At 56.9% G+C, this 20,269-nt stretch carries 18 protein-coding genes; 5 read left to right on the top strand and 13 right to left on the bottom strand.

The genetic code is table 11. From position 1 onward, the window contains the following. Positions 1-710: 710 nt before the first annotated feature. Together FD02_RS02780 and FD02_RS02775 are read right to left on the bottom strand one after the other, a co-directional pair. Entirely contained in the window at positions 711-1,340 is a 630-nt protein-coding gene (locus FD02_RS02780) for an LVIS_2131 family protein (RefSeq protein ID WP_054723594.1), read from the bottom strand. Between the two features lie 40 nt (positions 1,341-1,380). Continuing rightward, complete coding sequence (locus tag FD02_RS02775) at positions 1,381-2,736, bottom strand: FAD-dependent oxidoreductase (RefSeq protein ID WP_056950243.1); 1,356 nt, start codon at positions 2,734-2,736, stop codon at positions 1,381-1,383. A gap of 194 nt (positions 2,737-2,930) precedes the next feature. On the opposite strand from FD02_RS02775, the gene FD02_RS02770 reads away from it, so the two are divergent. Beyond that, on the top strand, positions 2,931-4,736 hold the full coding sequence (locus FD02_RS02770) for an FAD/NAD(P)-binding protein (RefSeq protein ID WP_056950241.1): 1,806 nt from the start codon (positions 2,931-2,933) through the stop codon (positions 4,734-4,736). A 93-nt stretch (positions 4,737-4,829) separates the two neighbouring features. Further along, positions 4,830-5,522, top strand: a complete 693-nt coding sequence (locus FD02_RS02765; protein ID WP_056950239.1) for a zinc-ribbon domain-containing protein — start codon at positions 4,830-4,832, stop codon at positions 5,520-5,522. A gap of 57 nt (positions 5,523-5,579) precedes the next feature. On the opposite strand, the gene FD02_RS02760 is transcribed toward FD02_RS02765, so the two are convergent. Continuing rightward, on the bottom strand, positions 5,580-6,728 hold the full coding sequence (locus tag FD02_RS02760; protein WP_056950236.1) for a baeRF6 domain-containing protein: 1,149 nt from the start codon (positions 6,726-6,728) through the stop codon (positions 5,580-5,582). Positions 6,729-7,130: 402 nt separating this feature from the next. Between FD02_RS02760 and FD02_RS02755 the strand changes: the two genes are divergently transcribed. Next, entirely contained in the window at positions 7,131-7,394 is a 264-nt protein-coding gene (locus FD02_RS02755; RefSeq protein ID WP_054723655.1) for a GlsB/YeaQ/YmgE family stress response membrane protein, read from the top strand. Between the two features lie 61 nt (positions 7,395-7,455). Here FD02_RS02755 and FD02_RS02750 read toward each other — a convergent pair whose 3' ends face one another. From FD02_RS02750 to FD02_RS02720, 7 genes are all read right to left on the bottom strand, one after another. After that, complete coding sequence (locus FD02_RS02750; protein WP_082603282.1) at positions 7,456-8,418, bottom strand: Gfo/Idh/MocA family protein; 963 nt, start codon at positions 8,416-8,418, stop codon at positions 7,456-7,458. Positions 8,419-8,457: 39 nt separating this feature from the next. Next, positions 8,458-10,512 (bottom strand): BglG family transcription antiterminator, encoded by a 2,055-nt coding sequence (locus FD02_RS02745; RefSeq protein ID WP_056950230.1) that lies wholly within the window; start codon positions 10,510-10,512, stop codon positions 8,458-8,460. A gap of 116 nt (positions 10,513-10,628) precedes the next feature. Continuing rightward, positions 10,629-11,258: a beta/alpha barrel domain-containing protein gene (locus tag FD02_RS02740; RefSeq protein WP_056950227.1), complete on the bottom strand. Its 630-nt coding sequence runs from the start codon at positions 11,256-11,258 to the stop codon at positions 10,629-10,631. A gap of 13 nt (positions 11,259-11,271) precedes the next feature. Continuing rightward, positions 11,272-12,171 (bottom strand): dihydrodipicolinate synthase family protein, encoded by a 900-nt coding sequence (locus tag FD02_RS02735; protein WP_054722955.1) that lies wholly within the window; start codon positions 12,169-12,171, stop codon positions 11,272-11,274. A gap of 82 nt (positions 12,172-12,253) precedes the next feature. Further along, positions 12,254-13,513: a PTS ascorbate transporter subunit IIC gene (locus FD02_RS02730; RefSeq protein ID WP_054722953.1), complete on the bottom strand. Its 1,260-nt coding sequence runs from the start codon at positions 13,511-13,513 to the stop codon at positions 12,254-12,256. A 37-nt stretch (positions 13,514-13,550) separates the two neighbouring features. Then, entirely contained in the window at positions 13,551-13,841 is a 291-nt protein-coding gene (locus FD02_RS02725) for a PTS sugar transporter subunit IIB (protein WP_054722951.1), read from the bottom strand. Positions 13,842-13,845: 4 nt separating this feature from the next. Further along, positions 13,846-14,307, bottom strand: coding sequence for a PTS sugar transporter subunit IIA (locus FD02_RS02720; protein ID WP_054722949.1), 462 nt, complete (start codon positions 14,305-14,307; stop codon positions 13,846-13,848). A gap of 279 nt (positions 14,308-14,586) precedes the next feature. Here FD02_RS02720 and FD02_RS02715 point away from each other — a divergent pair, with 279 nt between their 5' ends. Beyond that, complete coding sequence (locus FD02_RS02715; RefSeq protein ID WP_225352497.1) at positions 14,587-15,195, top strand: KpsF/GutQ family sugar-phosphate isomerase; 609 nt, start codon at positions 14,587-14,589, stop codon at positions 15,193-15,195. Between the two features lie 296 nt (positions 15,196-15,491). Here FD02_RS02715 and FD02_RS02710 read toward each other — a convergent pair whose 3' ends face one another. The 3 genes from FD02_RS02710 to FD02_RS02700 form a co-directional block, all read right to left on the bottom strand. Continuing rightward, positions 15,492-16,415, bottom strand: coding sequence for a DUF916 and DUF3324 domain-containing protein (locus FD02_RS02710; protein WP_263849094.1), 924 nt, complete (start codon positions 16,413-16,415; stop codon positions 15,492-15,494). 87 nt (positions 16,416-16,502) lie between these two features. Beyond that, positions 16,503-17,069, bottom strand: coding sequence for a WxL domain-containing protein (locus FD02_RS02705; RefSeq protein WP_054722946.1), 567 nt, complete (start codon positions 17,067-17,069; stop codon positions 16,503-16,505). Positions 17,070-17,319: 250 nt separating this feature from the next. After that, complete coding sequence (locus tag FD02_RS02700; protein WP_056950225.1) at positions 17,320-19,686, bottom strand: phosphoketolase family protein; 2,367 nt, start codon at positions 19,684-19,686, stop codon at positions 17,320-17,322. A gap of 304 nt (positions 19,687-19,990) precedes the next feature. On the opposite strand from FD02_RS02700, the gene FD02_RS11160 reads away from it, so the two are divergent. After that, positions 19,991-20,155, top strand: coding sequence for a hypothetical protein (locus FD02_RS11160; protein WP_156408215.1), 165 nt, complete (start codon positions 19,991-19,993; stop codon positions 20,153-20,155). Positions 20,156-20,269: the final 114 nt, after the last annotated feature.

Raw genomic sequence — 20,269 nt, 5'->3', positions numbered from 1 at the left:
GCCGAAGCAGTACGAGCCAGTAGCACATGTGGCGCAGCCTGTGAGCGCCGCTTGCATGAATAACATGACCATGACTGACAAGGGTGACGGGCAGCGGCCTCCTCGAAAAACGGCCAAAGACCTGGCGTGGTACGGGTGACACGCCGCCAAAGCAGCACGAGCCAGTAGCACATGTGGCGCAGCCTAATTGAGGAGGGTGGAGCTCACCAAAGCGTTAAAACCTGCGGCCCACAAGCTTGGATCAGCCACAGATTCGCCGGCTCCGGTGAGTAGGTCAAATCGCTTGTGTTGGATCATTTGCCCTACACCCATATAAAGCGCTCAGCTCAGAAAAGTGTTAAAAGCGCTCGAAAAACGCCGGTCTGACTTGTTTTCAGAGCACAGCAAAAATCGCGATTTTCAAAAAAATCTCACGGTGCAGGGACCAATGCAGCGTAAACCTGGCTGGACGATGGTGTAAGTTTGTCATGCGCAATTCTTCAACAAAAGTATTCCACGGAATTTACTTTTTCGGTCGAGTATGCTGGGTCACCAGATAAATTTTCCTCAAAATCGTCAAAAATGCGGTGTTGATATACCGGGCTTTGTGGGCTGTTTTTAACACTTTTTTGAGCTGAGCGCTTTATATAAGTGTAGGGCGTGCACGCCCGATCACTCTTTGCTCACATAAAAAGCACCGGCCCTGCTGACGCAAGACCGGTGCCGGGCGGCTACTTGGCCGCGGTAATTTTCTCAAAGGTTTCGTTTGGAATCCGGATGATGGAGAACCGTGTGGCGGTGCGACCGACCCGCATGCCCAAGCCGTTCAGGAAAGTCGGCTCATAGGTGGCGATATAGGTGGCAACATAGGCGCGTTCGCTTTGCTTGTCCCACTTGGCCAGTTGCTTCTCCTGCCACGGCAGATTCGACGCGCGCACAGTCAACGGGTCGGTGCCGGCCGCTACGTCGGCGTTGCGACTCGTGATTTGGTACTTGGCGCCATTGGTCCAGTAGGTGTAGTACTGCACCGGCTGCGTGCCGTTCCCACGAGTCACCGAGACGTAATACGAGCGACTAGCATCGGTTTGCAACAACAGCTTGTCGTAGGTGTACCGGACGTGAACAGAATTGCCATCGATGCGATCGGGTTGGCGGAACCAGGTGACCCAGCTCATCCCCACGGCGAGGAGAATGAGCACCACGATCTCGGCGCAATCGATCAGCGCGGTTTTGGCCGAATGCTCGCGCTTGGCCACCACCAGCATCCGCAAGTGACGACTGCGAATGTTCATCACCGTAAACACCAGCCACGCCGCGACGATCAGCCACGCGACGACTCCAATCAGATTCCAAGCACTCATAGACTAACTCCTTCGACTGGCCCGCCCCGCGAGCACTTCGTTATTTGCCCAGCTCGTCGGCATGGTGCTGCGCGACTTGGCCAAGCAGATTCAGATAGTTCCAAGGTTTATCGTAATGCGGATTGAACAACATGTCCACATAAGCCAAATCATCGATCGTGTTTTTATTTTGAATCATCACGGATAACAAGTTGGCTGACTGGGTGATGTCATAGGCGGAAAACAGCTGACCACCCAGGATCTGGCGGTTGTCTTGGTCCCACACCAGGCGCATGGTCACCGTGGTGGTCGATGGCATGAACTCACCGCGGTAGTTATCCGTAAAGGTCACCGCGCCAACGTTGAAGCCGGCTTCTTTAGCCCGCTTAGCCGTCATCCCCGAACAGGCCATGACCTTGTCATAAATGCGCATCGCGCTCGTCGACTGGGTGCCCATGTACTTGACCTTGTTGCCGAACAAGTTGATGCCAGCCAGCTGGCCTTGACGCACGGCGTTGGTGGCCAGCGGTGCGTACTGGTCTTGCCCAGTGGGATTAAAGTGCACGGCCACCGTGTCCCCAGCGGCATAAATATCCGGGTCGCTGGTTTGCATGTAGTCGTTGACGTGAATCGCACCGTTTTTCATCATCTTGACCTGCCCGACCAGCAAGTCCGTCATCGGCAAAAAGCCGGTGGCGACGACGGCGAGGTCGGCGTGGCGCTCGCCCTTGTCCGTTTGGATGTAGACCTGCTTGCCGTCGCTGTCGAATTTCAACGCGGTTTCGTCTAGGAAATTCGTGACGCCATGTGCTTCCAGTTCCTTGACGATCAAAGCGGCGATGTCGCGATCGACGTAATGGGCCAACACCCCGTGCACCCCGTTGATGAAAATCACGTCGTGGCCGGTGCGGCTATACGCCTCGGCGAGTTCGACGCCGATGTAGCCACCGCCGATGATGGCAATCGTCTTGGCCGTTTCCGCGCTGGCCTTAATGGCACGCGCGTCGTCGTAATTTTTGCACATTAAGACGCCAGGCACCGAGATGCCTTGCAGCGGCGGCACGGTCGGGTAGCTGCCCGTCGTCATCACCAGCTTGTCGTATGGCTGGGTGAACTGCTCGCCGGTGTCGAGGTTTTGCGCCGTCAGCTGGTGCGCCTTGGCGTCAACGGCCACGACATCATGACCCATGTGCATGTGCACGTTGGGGCCCAGCTTGCTGAGGGTCTCGACATCAGAATAAAACATGTCCTCCAGCCGCTTCACCGTGCCTTCAAGGTACAAGGCGATGCCACAGGACAAAAAGGTAATATCGTGCCGCCGCTCAAACACATCCACTTGCGTCTCTGGATGCGTTGCGATGATTTGATTGACCGCGGCCGTGCCTGCATGAGTACAACCGATTACTGCGATTCGCATGAACCCGCCTCACTTCGCCGGAAACCTTTAATCAAAATGCCACTGTTCCCATTATCGCACGGATTGTGTAAAACCTAAAGGCTTATCGTTTGGTGCTCAGCCCCCAACCCTCTATAATTAAATTAGTGAGAATTGGCTGCGTTAACCTAACTGGATGGCGGCCACGCCACCTCGTATTTGAAGGGAGACCCAAGATGAAAATTGCATTAATTGGCGCCGGGCCACGGGGACTGTTGGTGCTGGAGCGGCTCATTGCCTGGCAGCCCACGATCGACCGCGACTTGACCATCACCCTTTATGACCCGGAAGGCATCGGCGGGCGGGTCTGGACCAGCACGCAACCGCGCGAGCTGATCATGAACACGGCGGCGCAACACATCACCTTATTCTATGACCGTACGGTGGCCGCCCCGGCGCCGTTCACCCCTGGCCCTAGCCTGGCGGAATGGGCGGCCGGGCCGGCGCGCGATTACCTGGCCAATCTACCCGGCGGCGCCACCTTTGCCGACGAGGTGGCAGCCTTGACGCCGAATGACTACCCGACCCGCGGCCTGTATGGCGTCTACCAAGACTGGGTCTATGCCGAGCTCGGCCGCCGCGCCGCGGGCAACGTTCATTTTCACCTCGTGCAGCAAATGGTGACGGCGGTGACGCCTGATTCGACTGGGTTCACCGTGCACGCCGCGAACACCACCCACGTCGATGCCGTGGTGATGGCGCTGGGCAATAGTGAAAACTCGCTGACGCGCGAGCAGCAAGAGCTCACCACCTATGCCGCCCAACACGACCTGTTCTACCTACCACCAAACCTGCCCGCCGAGCCCGACTTGGCGATGATCGCCCCCGGTGCCGGGGTGATTCTGCGGGGCTTAGGTCTGTCGTTTTTCGACTTTGTCAGCCGCCTTACCGAAGGCCGTGGCGGTCATTTTTCAGCCGATGGCGACCGACTGGTGTACCACCCCAGCGGGCGCGAACCCAATATTGTGGCGGGTTCGCGGCGCGGCTTCCCGTACCGGGCCAAGGCCCGCAACGAAAAGGCCCCTGCCGAACAAATCACGCCTCGCTTCTTGACGCCTGCCCGACTCGCCGACTGGCAAGCCGCGGGAGGGGTCAGCGGCGCCGACTTCTGGGCAACGCTACAACGCGAAGTCGAATTCACCTATTACTCGCTGCTGTTGCCGCAAGCCTACCCGAAGCTGGCGCTGGCCAAGTTTCAGCTGGCCTTCATGCGCCACCCCGACGAAACGCTCAAGGCCCTCCCGCTGGCCCCAAGTGACCGGCTGGACTGGTCCGCCTTACTGCACCCGGCAGTCGCGGATGCCGGGGCCATGGCGGCCTACCTCGACGGCGATGCGACAGACGCGGCTCTGGGGAGTAAAACTGGCCCGCTCACCGCTGCGCTGGAAGTATTACGCGACTTACGCGACCCGATTCGCCAAGTCGTGGCCATGGGGCTACTCAGTGACGACGAGTACCTCGACTTTTTCCTGCGGGAATTCGTCGGTACCAACGACTACCTGTCCATCGGCCCACCGCTCCTGCGGATTCGCCAGCTCGCCGCCTTGCTCCGCGCCGGCGTTGTGACCTTGCTGGCGCCGGGCATGCGCGTCACTGGCACCGCCGGCTATTTTGTCGCCAGTGCCGCCAGTGCCCCCACCGTCAGCTATCGCGCCGCCACGCTAATCGAGGCCCGGGTCCCGGCGGCCAACGCGCCGACCGCGGCCAACCCCTTGCTACAACAACTGCAACACGACGGCCTCGCCACCACCTTTGAGCTCCAGCTGGCTGGCGAGCGTCGCTTCGCTTCCGGGGCAATCCTGGTCGACCGCACCGATTCCCGTCTGCTCGACCGCAGTCGCCAGTCACACGGCAAGCTGTTCTTCTGGGGCGTGCCCACCGAGGGCTTCAACTGGCTCACCACCGCCAGCCCGCGCCCGTATGTCAATGACATCAGCCTGCGCCAAGCTAATGCGATTGCGCGGGCAGTCCTCGACATTTGAAAAAGAACATGCAAATCCGCAAAATTGCTCAACTGTTGCGCCACTTCCTCTTATGATGCAATCATGCACCAACAATAGAGGAGTGTGATTCCGATGAAATATTGCATCAAATGCGGCGCACAGTTGCCCGCCACCGCCGAGTTCTGTCCCGCCTGCGGCACTAAACAGCCGGCTGTTTCCGCGCCGGCTCAACCGGCACCAACAGTGACCCCGGCCCAGGCAGCGCCAGCTCAGGCCCAACCGCAGCCCAGCGCGGCTGTCACCACCCCACCACTTACGGCCCAAGGCAACGCCGGGGCGCAAGCCGGCACTGCCCAACCTGCCGGCGACATCCGCGCTGCCATGGCCCGCGCCGCAGCAGCCAAAGCCAAGCCTGGCGATCCGGAATGGGTCCCGTACAATCAATACCCAGAACATGGCTTGATTAACGGCTGGCGCGTCGCGTTCGTGGACTTAGTTCAACCCAACCAATGCATCGGCCGCGCGAATTACTGGTACGCATATATCTACGCCTTCGTCTTAGTCGCAATTTGCGAATTTGGCGGTCCTATCGCTTTGGCAATCGGAAACTTAGTTAGCATCTCCTTAGATTGGCGTCGGTTAAACGATATTATGCCAAATTCGACGTTGGCCTGGTGCATCATCATCGTTGATATCTTCCTCACCTTCACCAGTCTGCTAAACCCATTCATCATTTTTGGCGATGTAGCCATTTCACTATTCATCGGCCTCAGCAAAACCAACTGGCAAACTACCGGCGAACGGCCGGTTAGCCCAGCAGCCTAATTAAGCCCACAAGAATAGCCTTGCTCTCGAGTCAGCTACTCGAGGACAAGGCTTTGTTTACTCAGCCACCCTGTACCGCAACACTGCGACCACCGGTTCGGCCAAACTATCAGCCTCAAGCACTCGCACCTTGCCACCACGGGCCAAGGTTGCATCTGCCAGGTCCGTCAGTAGATTATTGTGCTTGGCTTGTGCGCTGTCGGTATCGACTGTGCCGTCACCCTGCAGCCGTCCGTTGATGCGCGCACCATTGCGAATCACTAACCGTTCGACGGCGCCGCTTTGGCTCGCCGAGATAATGGCGCCGAGATCATCGAGGTAGCGGCCGCCGCTTTTCGCCCCGTCGATCGTGGCGAGGATTCGGTTCCGGACATTGGTGCCGTTGTGCTCGCGCAAGACGTCGATGGCCGCGTCGAGCTCGGCGAGGGTGAGGTTGCTTGGACTCATCTCCACCTGCATGGAGCCAGACAGATGGGGGTTGCGGCTCACTTCCCGGAACAGCGCGATGTTTTGCGGAAGGCCGAACAACACCAGCCGGCGGTCGGCCAGGTTGGAAAAATGCGTGGTCACGTAATCGTCCACCGCCTGATAATAACGGCGCTGGTCAATCTCGGCCTCGCTGGACTGATCACCGTGGCCGTGATAGCTCACCCGCCCGGCCCCTTGCCCGACGGTATTCACGCTGCCACCACGCAGCTCGCTACCAAGCGCCTGTTCCAGCGTCACCGGCGCGCCGGCTGGCAGGTGGAGCGGCACGAGTTCATCGCCTTGATTGCGATACAAGGCGATGCTATCGGCATTCAGCGTCAACAAGTCGAACTCCAAGCGATTTTGGGCATCGAGAATTAACGGCAACAGCTGTGGCGTCGCGGTCACCATAGCCGTATCCACCACGGGATACTCCAGCCCTTGCCAATAGCGCTGCTCGCCGTTGGTCAGCACCCCGAGGGCGGCGCCGGTCAGGGCCATGAGCTCAGCTGGGTCTTGCGCCAGCGAAGTCAATTGGCTCGCATAGGGGGACCAGTCGGTGTCAGGCCAAGTCTCTGCCATGACAGCCTCGGCGTGGTCAATCAGGTGCCGCAACTGCAGGCGAAGCTGGTCGCGGTCGGTCATGGCTTCTCGGTTCAGGTAAATGGCCACGAAGGGTCCGGTCGTGGCGGTGGTCAGAAAGTGTTGTAGCGTCGGTTGCGTTGTGTCGGTTACCATATTAAGCGCCCCTTTCGTCTTTCTTCCCTAAGCTTACCAAGGCGGGTTAATGACATTCAATAAATCTGGTTATCGCCACATGTGGAATAGCGCGATAACCAAACTGTCACGAAACACGCCGGGTTTCGTCACAAAAATTTCACACCCGGCTTGTAGGATGAACATCATAGAAGTGAGCCACCCCCTCACTTCCCAACCCACTTTTTCATTTTCACTCCTCCTGAAATCCGGTGTCCCCGCACCGGATTTTTTTGCGTTAGCCACCGCCTATAAACTAGGTTAATACCGCCTTATCGAAATACTTGTATTCAATCATGCCAATTCGCTAATCTTAGATTAAGGGGTCATGCCCCGGAACTGTCACTGTGCGCGTTGGCGCACACTTACAAAGGAGGTTCTGACATGCTACACCTGATTTGGGTCTTAATCGTCGGCGCCGTTATCGGGGCCATTGGCGCATTGATCGTTGGGCGGGACATGCCAGGAGGCTGGATCGGGAACATTATCGGTGGCCTGCTTGGCGCCTGGCTGGGCACGGCCCTGCTCGGCGACTGGGGGCCAAACGTGGCTGACATGGCCATTCTCCCCGCCATTATTGGCGCGATGATTGTCGTGTTCCTGGTTTCATTGGTGATTGGCGGCATGAGTCGGCGCAGCAGAAGCTGAGTCGACGCTGACCGCAAAGGCACCCGTTGCTGAGTCTTGGACTCAACAACGGGTGCCTATTTTAGTGCTGTTCGTTTGGATACCAGTAGTCCCACGCCGTCCGCATGGCCGTCATGGTGGCCATGACGTCTTGGGTCCAGGCCAAGGTCGGATTCTCACCCGTGTCGATGGCCGTCACCATGTCAGCCACCTCGTACGCCAGTGCCTGGGCGGTGTCACCCGCGTGGCACACCTGATCGGGCTGGCCTGGATGCACGATGGTGGCGGTGTCGGCCCGGCCGTAATCGGCCACGTCGAGGTAGCCGTTCTTATAGGCGACCACCCCGTGATTCGGCAGTTGCCCTTGCAGACTCAAGGCGACGGTAACCTGTTCGCCATTTGGGCCCGCCAGTAAGGTCTGGCTTTGGTCGTCGGCGCCGGTCACCATGCGTCGCATTTGCGTGGCCACCAGCGTCAGCGGTCCGCCTAGCAGGAGCCGCGCGAAGCTTAAGGCGTACACGCCAATGTCCAGCAAGGCCCCGCCAGCCAGCGCGGGATTCAATAGTCGATCGCTGGCTGGCAACGCCGGGTTGATGCCAAAACTGATTTGCATCCCCCGCAGCGTGCCCAAAGCCGTGGCTGCCGTCAGCAACGCCGGGTACAACGGCATGTGATAAATCGTTTGCGCCTCCATCAAGATCAGGTGGCGCGCCTGTGCTAAGTCGACGAGCTCGCGGAGTTCGCTGGCGTTTAGCGTGATGGATTTCTCCGCCAACACGTGCTTGCCGGCCAAGAGCGCCGCCTTGATGTTGGCGTAGTGGAAGTTGTGCGTCGTGGCGATGTACACCACATCGATGGCCGGATCGGCAAACAGCGCCGCGTAAGTCGGATACACGCGCGGGTGCCCAAATTTGGCGGCGAAGGCCGCCGCCCGCGCGGGGTCGTGGGCCGCCACGCCAGCCAGCGTCTGATCCGCCGGTAACGCCGCCGCAAAGCTTTCACCCATGCGGCCTAACCCAATCATGCCCCACTGCAATCGTCTCATGTTGTCCTCCCGTGGTCCGTTTTGCCCATCATACCACGGTCATTGGCAAATGTAGCGCATGACACCTTCGGGGGTTTGCCCCGGCTCGGTGAGTACCGAAAAGAATGCCGGCTTGGCCAGCAGGTCGAGCAGGTCCTGCAGCACGGTGAGGTGGTCAGTCGCGTTGACCGCGCTGAGCACGAAGATGAATTGCACCGGGCGTTGGTTGGCGCCGTCGAAGTTCATCGGGCTGGTCAGCGTGGCAATGCTGATGGCCACCCGGTGCGCCCCGGTGCGCGGATCGGCGTGCGGCAAGGCAACGTTGGGCGCGATGATGTAGGACTCCGGCGAACGCTGGTCGGCCGAGTCGATAATATTATCGATGTAGCCTTGCGTAATCGCGCCGCTGGCTAACAGCGGCGCTGCCGCCTGGCGCATCGCGTCTTGCGGTGTTGCCGCCTCAATGTTGAGCTGAATCTCCGCCGGCGTCACCACGTCGCGCAGCCGCAACCGTTGCGGATCGGGGTCCACCACCTTGGCGTTAAACAGGTTCTCAGCCAACTCGCGGCGAATGCGGCCGCGAGTTTCGTGGTCGTCGACGACATGATCGACGACGGCCATGACGCTGCTCAACGTCGGCACGGCGAAGCTGGCCTCGGACATTTCCGAGTTGACCTTTTGAATCAGGTTGTACTTCTCCTCGGTGGTCATGATCGGGTTGATGATGAAGCACGGCTTGCCCTTGGTGAATAATTCACTGCGGTAGAAGGTCGAGAAAATCAGGTCGATTTCATCCAGGTGGGCATCCAAGTCAACATAGCGAAACGGCTTGAGAAATTTGATATTCGGAAACAAGTTGGTCAGCTGAATGTAGGCCAGCGCCGAGTTGCCGATGCCGTTCGGGCACACGATGGCGGCGCGGACGTTGTCGTTTTTCTTCGCGTCAGCGGTGTAGATGAAGCTGATCAGGTGAATGGTGAGAAAGGCGATTTCCTCATCGGGTACCCGGCCCAGCTCGGCGGAGAAGGTTTGCACGGCCTGGGCCACCAAGGTAAAGATCTCGCCGTATTCGGAAATCACCTGCTCGGTCAAGGGGTTGGTGATGGGGTAGTTGAACTGCAGGCGGTAGTACATCGAGCGAAAATGCGTGAACAGCTGCGAGGCCACCTTGTCGCGGTCGGCAAAGACAATCCCCGAGATGTCGGAGAAGCGCTGCACCACCTGCGTTGTGATCTCGTAGATGTGGCGGTTGAGCTTGAGGTGACCCAGGCCGCCGATGCTGAGGCACAGCACAATGGTCGCCAGGTACTCAGCGGCCGTCGCGCTCGTGACCCCGTCTTGGGCCAACAGCTCCTGAGCGAAGCCGTATTCGTTGGTTTCGGTGATGGCGATGCGCCGCGCGGCACTCGGCAGATACTCCGGGCGAATCCGCAGGCGGCTGATCATGAAGACGTAGATGTAGCCGAATTCCAACAGGCGGTTCTCGACAAAATCGATGTGGTGCTGCTTGGCCAACGCCGTGATCTGCGCGAACACGGCTTGGGTCTTCACGTGTTGAATCAAGTCCGCGCAAGTATTCAGCAAGTCGCCGTTGGTTTTGAACAGCTCGGTGCTCAGCGTCCGAATCAGATAGCCGCGCAACCGGTTCTCGTTGCCTTCCAGCCGGTAGCCGTTTTGCCGGTCGTAGTGAATGTGCAGCTGAAATGGCAACAGCGTGGACTCGAGGGTCTTCAGGTCTTTAGAAATCGTCGACTGGCTGACTTGCAAGTAATCTTGCAGGTGCACTAAGGACAGGTACCCATCGTGACACGCCAACAACAGCGAGATGAACAACTGCCGCTCGCTGGTGTTTAACGTGTAGTGATCCAAAGTCGTCAGGTTCTCGGTGGCCCGCAACGCCAATAGGTAGTCGTACGCCGGCCCGGGCACGACCACATAGGCGCCATCGGTATCGATCTGCGGCTGGTCGTGATCGGCCAGGTGCTGATTGAGCTTTTCGATGGCGTAATCCACCTGGCGGGTCGTTAAGCCTAGAGGCGACGTCAACCGGCTCTTGGTCAGAATCGGATTTTGAATGATGGTGTCGATGATCTGCAATTGCTTGATGTCGAGCATAACGACCTCCTTTGCCACAACGTCATGGCCACTGGCGAACGCGTCGTCAGCAGCCTGACGCCCGAACCGGGTAATTTCAGCTTAGCCCGGTTCGCGTCGTGACACAAATATTTGAACTACTTCGCGCGAAATGCGTCGATGGCCGCGCGAATCTTTTTGGCACTGGCCGCGATGTCGGCACTAGTGCCCTTGGACAAGGCCCCACCGATACCGACGACTTCAACGCCAGCGGCAAACCAGTCGGCGACGTTGCCGGCATTGACACCGCCGGATTCCAGCAGCGGCATGTCAGGAATCGGCGTCTTGATCGTCTTGATGACCTCAGGGCCGAGGATGCCGCCGTACGGGAAGTACTTGATGAAGGTCGCGCCGGCACGCAAAGCAGTCATTGCCTCGGTCACCGTGGTGCAGCCTGGGGCGTAAGGAATCTGGTACTCGTTGGCCAAGCTCATCACCTCGGCGTCGAACATCGGCGAATACAGGAACCCGGCGCCATGGGCGATGGCGTCCTTGGCGGTGGCGCCGTTGTTGACGGTGCCGGCGCCGACGAGAATGCGGTCGCCTAACGTGTCGTGCACCAAATCGATGGCCTTAGGCGCGTCGGCATTGGTGTAGCTGACTTCCATGACGGGAATGCCGCCATCGACGATGCCCTTGGCGATTTCCAGCACGCGCTCGGGGGTGGCCCGAACCACCGCCAGCGCCCCACTATCCAGAATGCGTTTCGTTAAATCAAATTTCTTCATGTTGTTTCCTTTCTTAGATGACACCTTGTTGCTTGTAATCCGCAACCGTTTTGGCAATATCCTTGGCCAGTTGACTATCCGGCGCTGGCATCAAAGCCGGCCGGCGCGCTGGGCCCACGTTAACGCCGCTAGCGGTCACTGCGGCCTTCAAGGACACCGGCGTGGTGGCTTCGTGCAAAACGGTGCGCAGCGGCTGGATGTTGTCCTGATACCGCTTGGCAGCCTCGAGGTCACCGGCCTGGAAGGCGTCATACAGTTTGACCACGTTGGCGACCAAGAGGTTCCCGGTGCCGGCAATCGCGGCGTTGCCACCGTGTTGCAGGGACTCGAGGATGCGGCCGTCGGAGCCCATGATCACCGTGAAGTCATCGCTGTTGCGGTTCTTCAAGTAGCCATCGAAGTTGTGCCAATCGCCTGAGGAATCCTTGATGCCGATGATGTTCGGGTGCTGGGACAGCACCTTCAGTGAAGCCGGCTCGATGTTGATGCCGGTTTTGCCGGGCATGTTGTACAAGACGCAAGGTACCGGCACGGCGTCGGCGACGGCCTGGTAGTGCGCCACCAGCTCGGCCTGGCTTGGCGCGACGAAGGACGGCGCCACCAGCGACAAGGCATCCGGGTGCAGCGTGGCGATGCGTTGCGAAAACGCAATCGTCTCGCGGGTACTGTTCAGCCCAGTGCCGACGATGATCTTGGCCCGGCCGGCCACGTAGTCGATGACGTACTTGGCGAAGTCGTATTTTTCGTCTTCGGTCATCGTGTAGGCCTCGCCGTTCGTGCCGAGGATGAACAACCCGGCCGGCTTTGCCGCCAGCAAGTAATCAATCAGATTTTTGGTGCGCTCATAGCTGACACTTTCGTCATCAGCAAAAGGCGTGACCATCGCAACAAGAATTCCAGAAAATGGCGCCATGAAGAATATCCTTTCTAGCGGGTGACCCCGCTAATACCAAGAGGCGAGGGAGACTTGCCCCCTCGCCTCACCAATCATTTCACTAGTGGAACAGGCCCAAGAATCCATTCAGGAGCGAGCCAACCACGTTGTAGTCGACGTTCGGGAACATGGCAGTCGTGATGCCCAACTGTGAAAAGGCCGGGTAGAGCATGACTGGCAGGAACACCAGCAACAAGCCAACGACGAAGGAGCCAAACACGGCACCGCGCCAGCCGCCAGTGGAGTTGCCGAAGATCGCGGCAGTACCACCGGAGAAGAAGCAGATATGCGCGGCTGGGATGATGACCATGGAGAAGTGGAACATGACCATGATGGCCACCCCAATCAAGCCGGCAGCGTATGAGGACAGGAAGCCAACCAGAACCGCAGTTGGGGCGTACGGGAAGATGGTTGGGACGTCCAGCGCTGGACGAGAACCAGGAATGAACTTCTCGGAAAAGGCCGTAAACGCGGAAGTGATTTCAGCCAGGAACATCCGAACACCAGTCATCAAGACACTGATCCCAGCGGTACAAGTGAGCGCTTGGATGAGTGGGAAGACCAACCAGTCGGTCCCACCAGACAGCTTCAAGACCGCGGTCTTGCCAGCAGCAATGGCGGAAATGTAGAACAGAATCAACATGACGAAGGCGAACCCCATCAGGAAGTCCTTGAAGAAGCTCAACCACTTCGGGAATTTCATGTTTTCAGTGGTGTCATCGGAGTGCTTCTTGAACAAGTTGCCCAGCAAGCCAGACAGCGCGTAACCAATCATGTTAAAGTGGCCGATGGCTTGGAAGTCACCGCCGGTAATCTTACGCATGAACGGCTGGCAAAGTTGTGGCAAAGCAGCGGAGCAGAAGCCCAAGATGGTCCCACCAACAACGATGGTCCAAGTGTCGCCGAAGCCGTGTGCCTTCATGACCAAGGCCAACACGCAGGCGAAGAAGAGACTGTGACCGCCGGTGAAGAATACGTTCTTAAACGGCGTAATGCGGGCAAACACCAGGTTCATGACGAACCCAATAATCAAAGTCATAGAAACGGCAAAGCCGAACTTGCTTTGCGCCAGGGCCGTCGCCGCTTCAGGCGAAGCGATGACCCCGTTGATATGGAAGCCCGCCGTGAACATCGCGTTGAAGTTCTGCAACGTGGTGGTCATGGTCGAAGCCCCAATCCCAAAAATTAAGAAGCCGATGGCCGTCTTAGCGGTCCCGGTAAAGACCTGGGTAGGACTCTTGCGTTGTGACACCAGGCCGACGAATGATACCACCGCCAGAAGAATCGCTGGCGTTGAGAGCAAACTGACAAGAAAGCTCATGATCTATCCCCCTTATGTTAAGCGTGAGCGCGGTACGTTATTTGGCGCCGATCTTGTCCAATGCGGCCCCGACTTTAGTTTCGATTTCTTTCTTATCGAGGATGTTGGTAATGCCGACGACTTCCTTCTTGATGCCTTCGTTCTTCAGGTCGTCTGCCACATCACTCAGCGTCACGACGATTGGCCCATCGAAGCTATCCAATTCATCAAGCGACGAATGTTCAACTTCCATGTCCCAACCTTGTTCGTCGATGACCTGATTCAGCTTGATCTTCAACATCAAACTGGAACCAACACCGGCACGACATGCAACTAATGCCTTGACCATAAAATCACTCCTTTTCCGCAGCCACGTTCTCTTGAACGTACTGCATAATCTCGTCAGGTGATTGAGCCTGATCTAGTATCTGATAAAACGAATCCGCCGATAACAGCTCAACGAGTTCCTGCATCGCCTTCAGGTGCGAATTGGAATCGGGCGCGCTGAGCGTGAAGACGTACTTCACGGGATCGTTATCGGGGTTATTGAACACGACGGCTGGCTTGAGGGTCGTGATCCCCATCGCCAGGTGTTGGGCGCCTGCATCACTCGGTGCGTGCGCCAACGCCACGTGCGGCGCAATGACGAAATACGGGCCATATTGCTCCACGGAATGGATAATTTCTTCCACGTAATTTTGGCTAACCGCGCCCGCTTTGACTAACGGTGCGCCTGCCTTGTGGATGGCATCTCGCCAATCCGACGCGACCACATTCAGTTGGGTCAGCGCTGGGTTCATCATTTTCTCAATCATTCTTTCACCACCTGTTTGCTTGGTACGACTCTAATGTAAGCGGTCACCCCATGCCGCTTCAAGGGGCATTGCTTGTCATCCTTGTTGCCGAGCCTCACAATTTTTACGACCCAGACTTATGAAAATCAGTTGAAATCATTGACCGATGCGGGTTGTGTCGAACTTCACTTGATTGTTGTTTGAAGATTGCGTCGGCAAAAACAAAAATCGTTACCAACCGTCCTTGAGCCCGTCCTATCAAGCCGCAACAATAGGAGGCAGATAAGGAGGACGAGTTCATTGACTGAAACGACTACCGAATTAATTCACAAATACATGGACCGCGAAATCGCGGCCATGCAGTATATCCAAACTCACACCGACGACGCCCAGTACGACGCCTTGGTGGACCGCATCTTGCACCTGCAAGGCCACCTGATCTTCATGGGGGTCGGCAAAACCGGGCACATTGGCGCGAAGCTGGCTGCCACCTTTGCCAGCCTCGGCACCCCAAGCTTCTTCGTTCACGCGACAGAGGCGATGCACGGGGACATGGGCATGATCACCGCCGAAGACCTGGTGATCCTCATTTCCAATTCCGGTGAAACCAAGGAGACCTTGGCGCCGCTGCCACCACTACGCCGCATCGGCGCAACCACGGTGGCCTTCACGGGTAACGCCGACTCCAGCCTCGCCACGGCCTGTGACGCGGTGCTGACCATTCCCGTGGCCGGCGAAGCGGACGACTTGGGCTTGGCCCCGACGAACAGCTCGACGGCGGCCTTAATGGTCGGCGATGCCATCGCCTGTGCGGTATCGCGGTTAAAGGGTTTCACCAAAACCGACTTCGCCGGGTTTCATCCCGGTGGCGCGTTAGGCCAGAAGTTGCTGCAAGGCCAGGCGCTTTAATCAACAAAAGAGGCACTAGGAATGTTCTTCCTAGTGCCTCTTTTTAATGGTTAACGGTCCTTGTCAGTCTCCCAATTGATACCGTAGCGTTCCCCCAAACATTCCACAGTCACTGACATTGATTTGCTAACTAGAAGTAATATAGCATATTCGCTTCGATAATAGTTGGTTTTTGTAACAGTTTCTGAAAAACTGGCCCACCCTTTGCGGTGTCACTCGAAACTTTTTTTATTGCATCCACAAGGTACGGACCGTTCTTCGGCACAATCATTGGGTAGCCAAAGTAATACAGTTTCTCAGCGCTGTTTTCGCCGGGCGAACCGCCACAGTTGCCGAATCAGGAACCCAACGACAATCACAGCGGCCAAAGCATCGATCGCCCACCACAACAATTGTTGCCAATTCAGGCGCAACCGGTGCACCAACGCGCGGCGCCCGGCCGCACCACTGACGGTAAAACCGTGAGCTAAGCGCCAGTGGCCATTATCGCCGTGCACGGTGAGCACTAACCGGTAGCGTCCGGCGCTTAACCCGCTTTTCATATCGAGCGGCAAGGTCACCCAGAACCGGTTGGCTGGCGCAAAGTTCATTCCGGTAAAACGCCGCGCGGTCACGCGGCGCTGCCCGCGGTACACCCGCGCCAGCAAGGTCACCTTGCCAATCAGCGCCGGCTGGTCGTTGTTGATTCGTGCTGTGAGTTGCGGTCGATTTTGTTTATCTGAGTAGCGCACCTGAGGCAGCTTTATCTGTGGCGTCACCGTCGCCGGGGTGCCATGTAGCGAAACCCCAATCAGGTATTGCGCCAAGTTGACCAAGCCGCCTCGCTTGGCGCCCTTAGTTTTAGCGGTTTGCGAATTCACCGCAAACGCGCCGAGAATCAGGCCCCGAAACTTTGGCACAGTCATCGTGTAACTAACCGTTTTGGTGGCGCCTGCCGCCAGGTGTACATTTTGTGCTAACGGCTGTGTCAAAACGCTGCCGAAGGTCGGATGCGCCGGTCCATTCGCCTCTAGCCCATTCGGATAAGTGATCACACCGTTGGTCCCGGTGACCGCATTGGTGGGTGTTACCACCAGTGTTTGGGCCGTAGTCGCCTCGTTGTGCAGGCGCAGTTGCAAGGTGCGCTTGGTCCCGGCAGGCAAAGTCAGATCAAAGTATCCTTTCGTCGCCGCGTTATCGCTTGGCAACAATGGCGTGACGGTGAACTGATGGCACCGCAGCCTGCACCGGGCGCGGTGCCATCAGCAGGCCAACCAGGATCAGGCACCACCCAAAAAGCCGGGACCAGCCCGGCTTCCGAAACTGCATTAGTTACTGGTCTGGGTCGTGCCCAGCGTCCAGGTCAGATCTGCGGTATAGGTGGCATTGATTGCGGGAACTGTAACGCCGTTTAAGGTCACGTTACCCATAGTTAATGTTGACTCACCAGTACCGGTACTTGGGGCCGCATTTTCAAGCAGAACACCCGAATCCCCGGGCGCTGTCTGGGTGACTCCGGAGACAGTTGGTGCAGTGTTTCCAGCTGTCGTCGCGGCAGCAGTATCACCAAGGAAAACAAGATAGCCTGGTTGCGTGGTTAAACCAGAGAATTTCCCAAGCTGCAAGCTTAGCGACCAACCGGCCCCTGTGCCACGTTCATCGTCGACTTTAACGGCAGTGTCACCAGTATTTTTCAGCGTTGCCGCACTTTCGGCCCCAGTCGACGCAAACTTAAAGTTTGGTGCCTGTTCGAGGGTTAAATCTCCCGCGGGCACACTGACCGTAACCGTCGCAGTACTTGTCTTTGTCGTTGGTGCAGCCGCGTGTACCGTTGCCGGCAGACTCAAGGCGGCCGCAACGGCCACCGCGCCTAATGTAATCAATCCATGCTTCATGATGGTTCCCCCAAAATATTTAGATTTTCACGTCATACTACCAGGCGCAACAAGGTCAGCATACCACGAAAGTAACCACATGTTACCGGTCGATTGATAATAAAACTAATAATTTTGATTAATTAGTGGACAAGCCAGGCAAAGGACGGGCCGCTGTGGCAACCACGCAAAAACGCCGCCGCGACTAATCGCGACGGCGTTTCTGTTATCTACGCATGATCTGTTTTGTTTTGCTTAGAAGGGGCGATGACTACTTGATTGGAGACCATACCCAGTTCTCGACTTCTGGAATGTCTTCACCGTTTTCACGGATGTAATCATGGTGATACTGAAGCTTCTCGTCCATCTTTTCGGCATATGCCGCGGCCTTTTGCTCGAAGCCAGGCACGTGGGTGATGATGTCCTTGGACAGGTGGAAGCGATCCAGTTCGTTCAATACCCGCATATCGAAGGAAGTCGTGATGGCCCCTTCTTCACGGTAGCCGTGAACGAACAGATTGTGGTTGTGACGATCGAAGAAGATATCCTTGATCAGGTCTTCGAAGCCATGGAAGGCGAAGAAGACAGGCTTATCGGTCGTGAAGTAACGATCGAATTCTTCGTCACTCAACCCGCGCGGATCGTCTTTCTTCAGCTTGAGCAGATCAACCACATTGATGAAGCGGATCTTCAAGTCTGGGAAGGATGCGTGCAACAGGTCGATGGCGGCTAGGCTTTCCATGTTCGGCTCAGTCCCGGCGGCAGCGATGACCACGTCTGGTTCCGCATCGTCGTCAGTGGAAGCCCAGTCGATACGCTTCAAGCCCTTGTCAGCCAGCACTTCTGCTTCTTCGATGGAGTAGAACTGCGGACGAGGCTGCTTGGAGGCAATCAACAGGTTGATCGTGTTTTCGGAGGAGAATAACTTCGGCGAAATCGCGAGCATGGAGTTGGCATCAGCCGGCAGGTATTCGCGAATGAACGCGCCCTTCTTTTCGGCCAAATGCGTCAGGACACCTGGGTCTTGGTGAGTGTAACCGTTGTGGTCCTGCTGGAAGGAAGTCGACGTGGAAACCACGTTGAGACTTGGGTATGGCTTGTGCCATGGTTGCTCGTTAGCTTCGCGCATCCACTTGAAGTGCTGGGTGAGCATGGAGTCAACGACGCGCAGGAACGCTTCGTAGCTGGTGAAGACACCATGACGGCCAGTCAACGTGTAACCTTCAAGGAAGCCTTCAGCCTGGTGTTCAGACAGCTGGGAGTCGATGACCCGGCCGGCCGGTGCCAAGTACTGATCGTAAGGTTCCTTGATCGGTTCCATCCATTGACGGTTCGTGGCTTCCCACAAACCATACAGGCGGTTACTCATGGTTTCATCAGGGCCGAATACCCGGAAGTTAGTCGGGTTCAGCTTGATGAGGTCGCGCAGGTAGTCGGACCAAACCAACATATCCTGGTTGACGTTGACGCCGCGCTTAGTATTGTCCAGCGCGTAGTCCTTGAAGTTAGGCAAAACGAGTGGCTTGGTGTTGTAGCCCATGTTGGTGATTGGGTTAGCCGCCATGCGCTTGTCACCCTTAGGCGTCAAAGCCTTCAGTTCAGGCAACAGCACACCGTTTTCGTCAAACAGTTCTTCAGGACCGTAAGACTTCAACCAGCCTTCCAGCGAGTCGGCATGGGTCATGTCGTCGCGCTTAACAGGAATCGGAATCTGGTGGGCACGGAAGGAGCCTTCGATTGGTTCGCCGTCCCAAGTCTTTGGACCAGTCCAGCCCTTTGGCGTGCGGACGATGATCACTGGCCAGTGCGGCATCGTGGCATCGTTGTTCTCGCGGGCATTCTTCTGAATGGCCTTGATTTCTTCGATTGCGGAATCGAAGACTTTAGCGGCCGCTGGGAAGACCTTGTCAGGATCGTCGCCTTCAACGAAGTACGGCTTCCAGCCCATGCCTTCGAAGTACTTGGTCAAGTCGGCATCGGACTTGCGAGACAGGATCGTTGGGTTAGAAATCTTGAACCCGTTCATGTGGACGATTGGCAAAACAGCACCATCGGAGATCGGGTTGATGAACGTGTTGCTGAACCAACTAGTGGCCAGCGGGCCGGTTTCGGTTTCGCCGTCGCCAGTCACAGCCGCAACGATCACGTCAGGGTTGTCGAGAATCGCACCAGTGGCATGGCTCAACGCGTAACCCAGCTCGCCACCCTCGTGGATCGAACCAGGAATCTGAGCGTTGGCATGGGAAGCGGCCCCACCTGGGAAGCTGAAGCGCTTGAAGAGAATCTTCATGCCCTTCTCGTCCTGGGTGATGTTCGGGTACGTTTCGGTATACGTGCCATCGAGGTAGGCGTTGGAGATCATGACCTGACCACCGTGACCTGGGCCTTCGATGTAGAACATGTTCAGGTCATACTTGTTGATGACCCGGTTGAGTTCCGTGTAGATGAAGTTTTGACCAGCAATCGTGCCCCAGTGGCCGATTGGGTAGAACTTCACATCTTCGGATTGGAGCGGCCGCTTCAACAGCGGGTTATCCTTTAAATACAATTGGCCAACTGAGACATAGTTGACGGCGCGCCAGTAGCGCTTCATCTTGTCAATGTACGCAGCTGAATCATAGTCGATTGTGGTTGCCATGATGTGGGTTACCTACCTTCTATATTTGATTTACGAGATTCAGTATAGCACGCTGACGTCAGAAAATCACTTACAAGTGCTTAAAACTGCTTAAAAAGTTCCACAACCGCCGCGATTGCTGTGGTTCTAGGGTTTCTCGCAAGATGTTTCGCACGGTCTCCGCGGCAAAACGGCAGACATTGTGGCAAAATGACTTAATTCTCGTCGGTCAACGCGAAATTCAGCCGCCTCCAGCCAGAAAAAAGCGCTTCACCGCGCGGCTCAGGTGGTAAACTGAAGGAGAACCGAGAATGGAGGGAGCCAAATGAAATTCGCTCTGTTTGATTGGGATCTGTTGGGCCTGGCCATCGTGGCCGTCATTATCTTATTGGCGTTGGGTGAGGTCTTACCCGCCGTCGTGATTTTGCTGCTGATGATTGCCGCCGTCGTCATCGACCGCGACCATCCCCGCTCTGGCCACGTGTTATAACAAGGCAAAAATTAATGGTTGACTGCCGGAACTAATTCGGCTAGGATAGCCTCAATTAAATGAATTAGCATTAAACCGTTGACGCGGAGATCAAGACTGTTATGCCCGCACAGA

Origin of the sequence: Lacticaseibacillus nasuensis JCM 17158 (assembly GCF_001434705.1) — a bacterium.
Taxonomy (GTDB): Bacteria; Bacillota; Bacilli; order Lactobacillales; family Lactobacillaceae; genus Lacticaseibacillus; species Lacticaseibacillus nasuensis.
The sequence above is the reverse complement of the archived record's forward strand: the minus strand, read 5'-3'. Positions and strand labels throughout refer to the sequence as shown.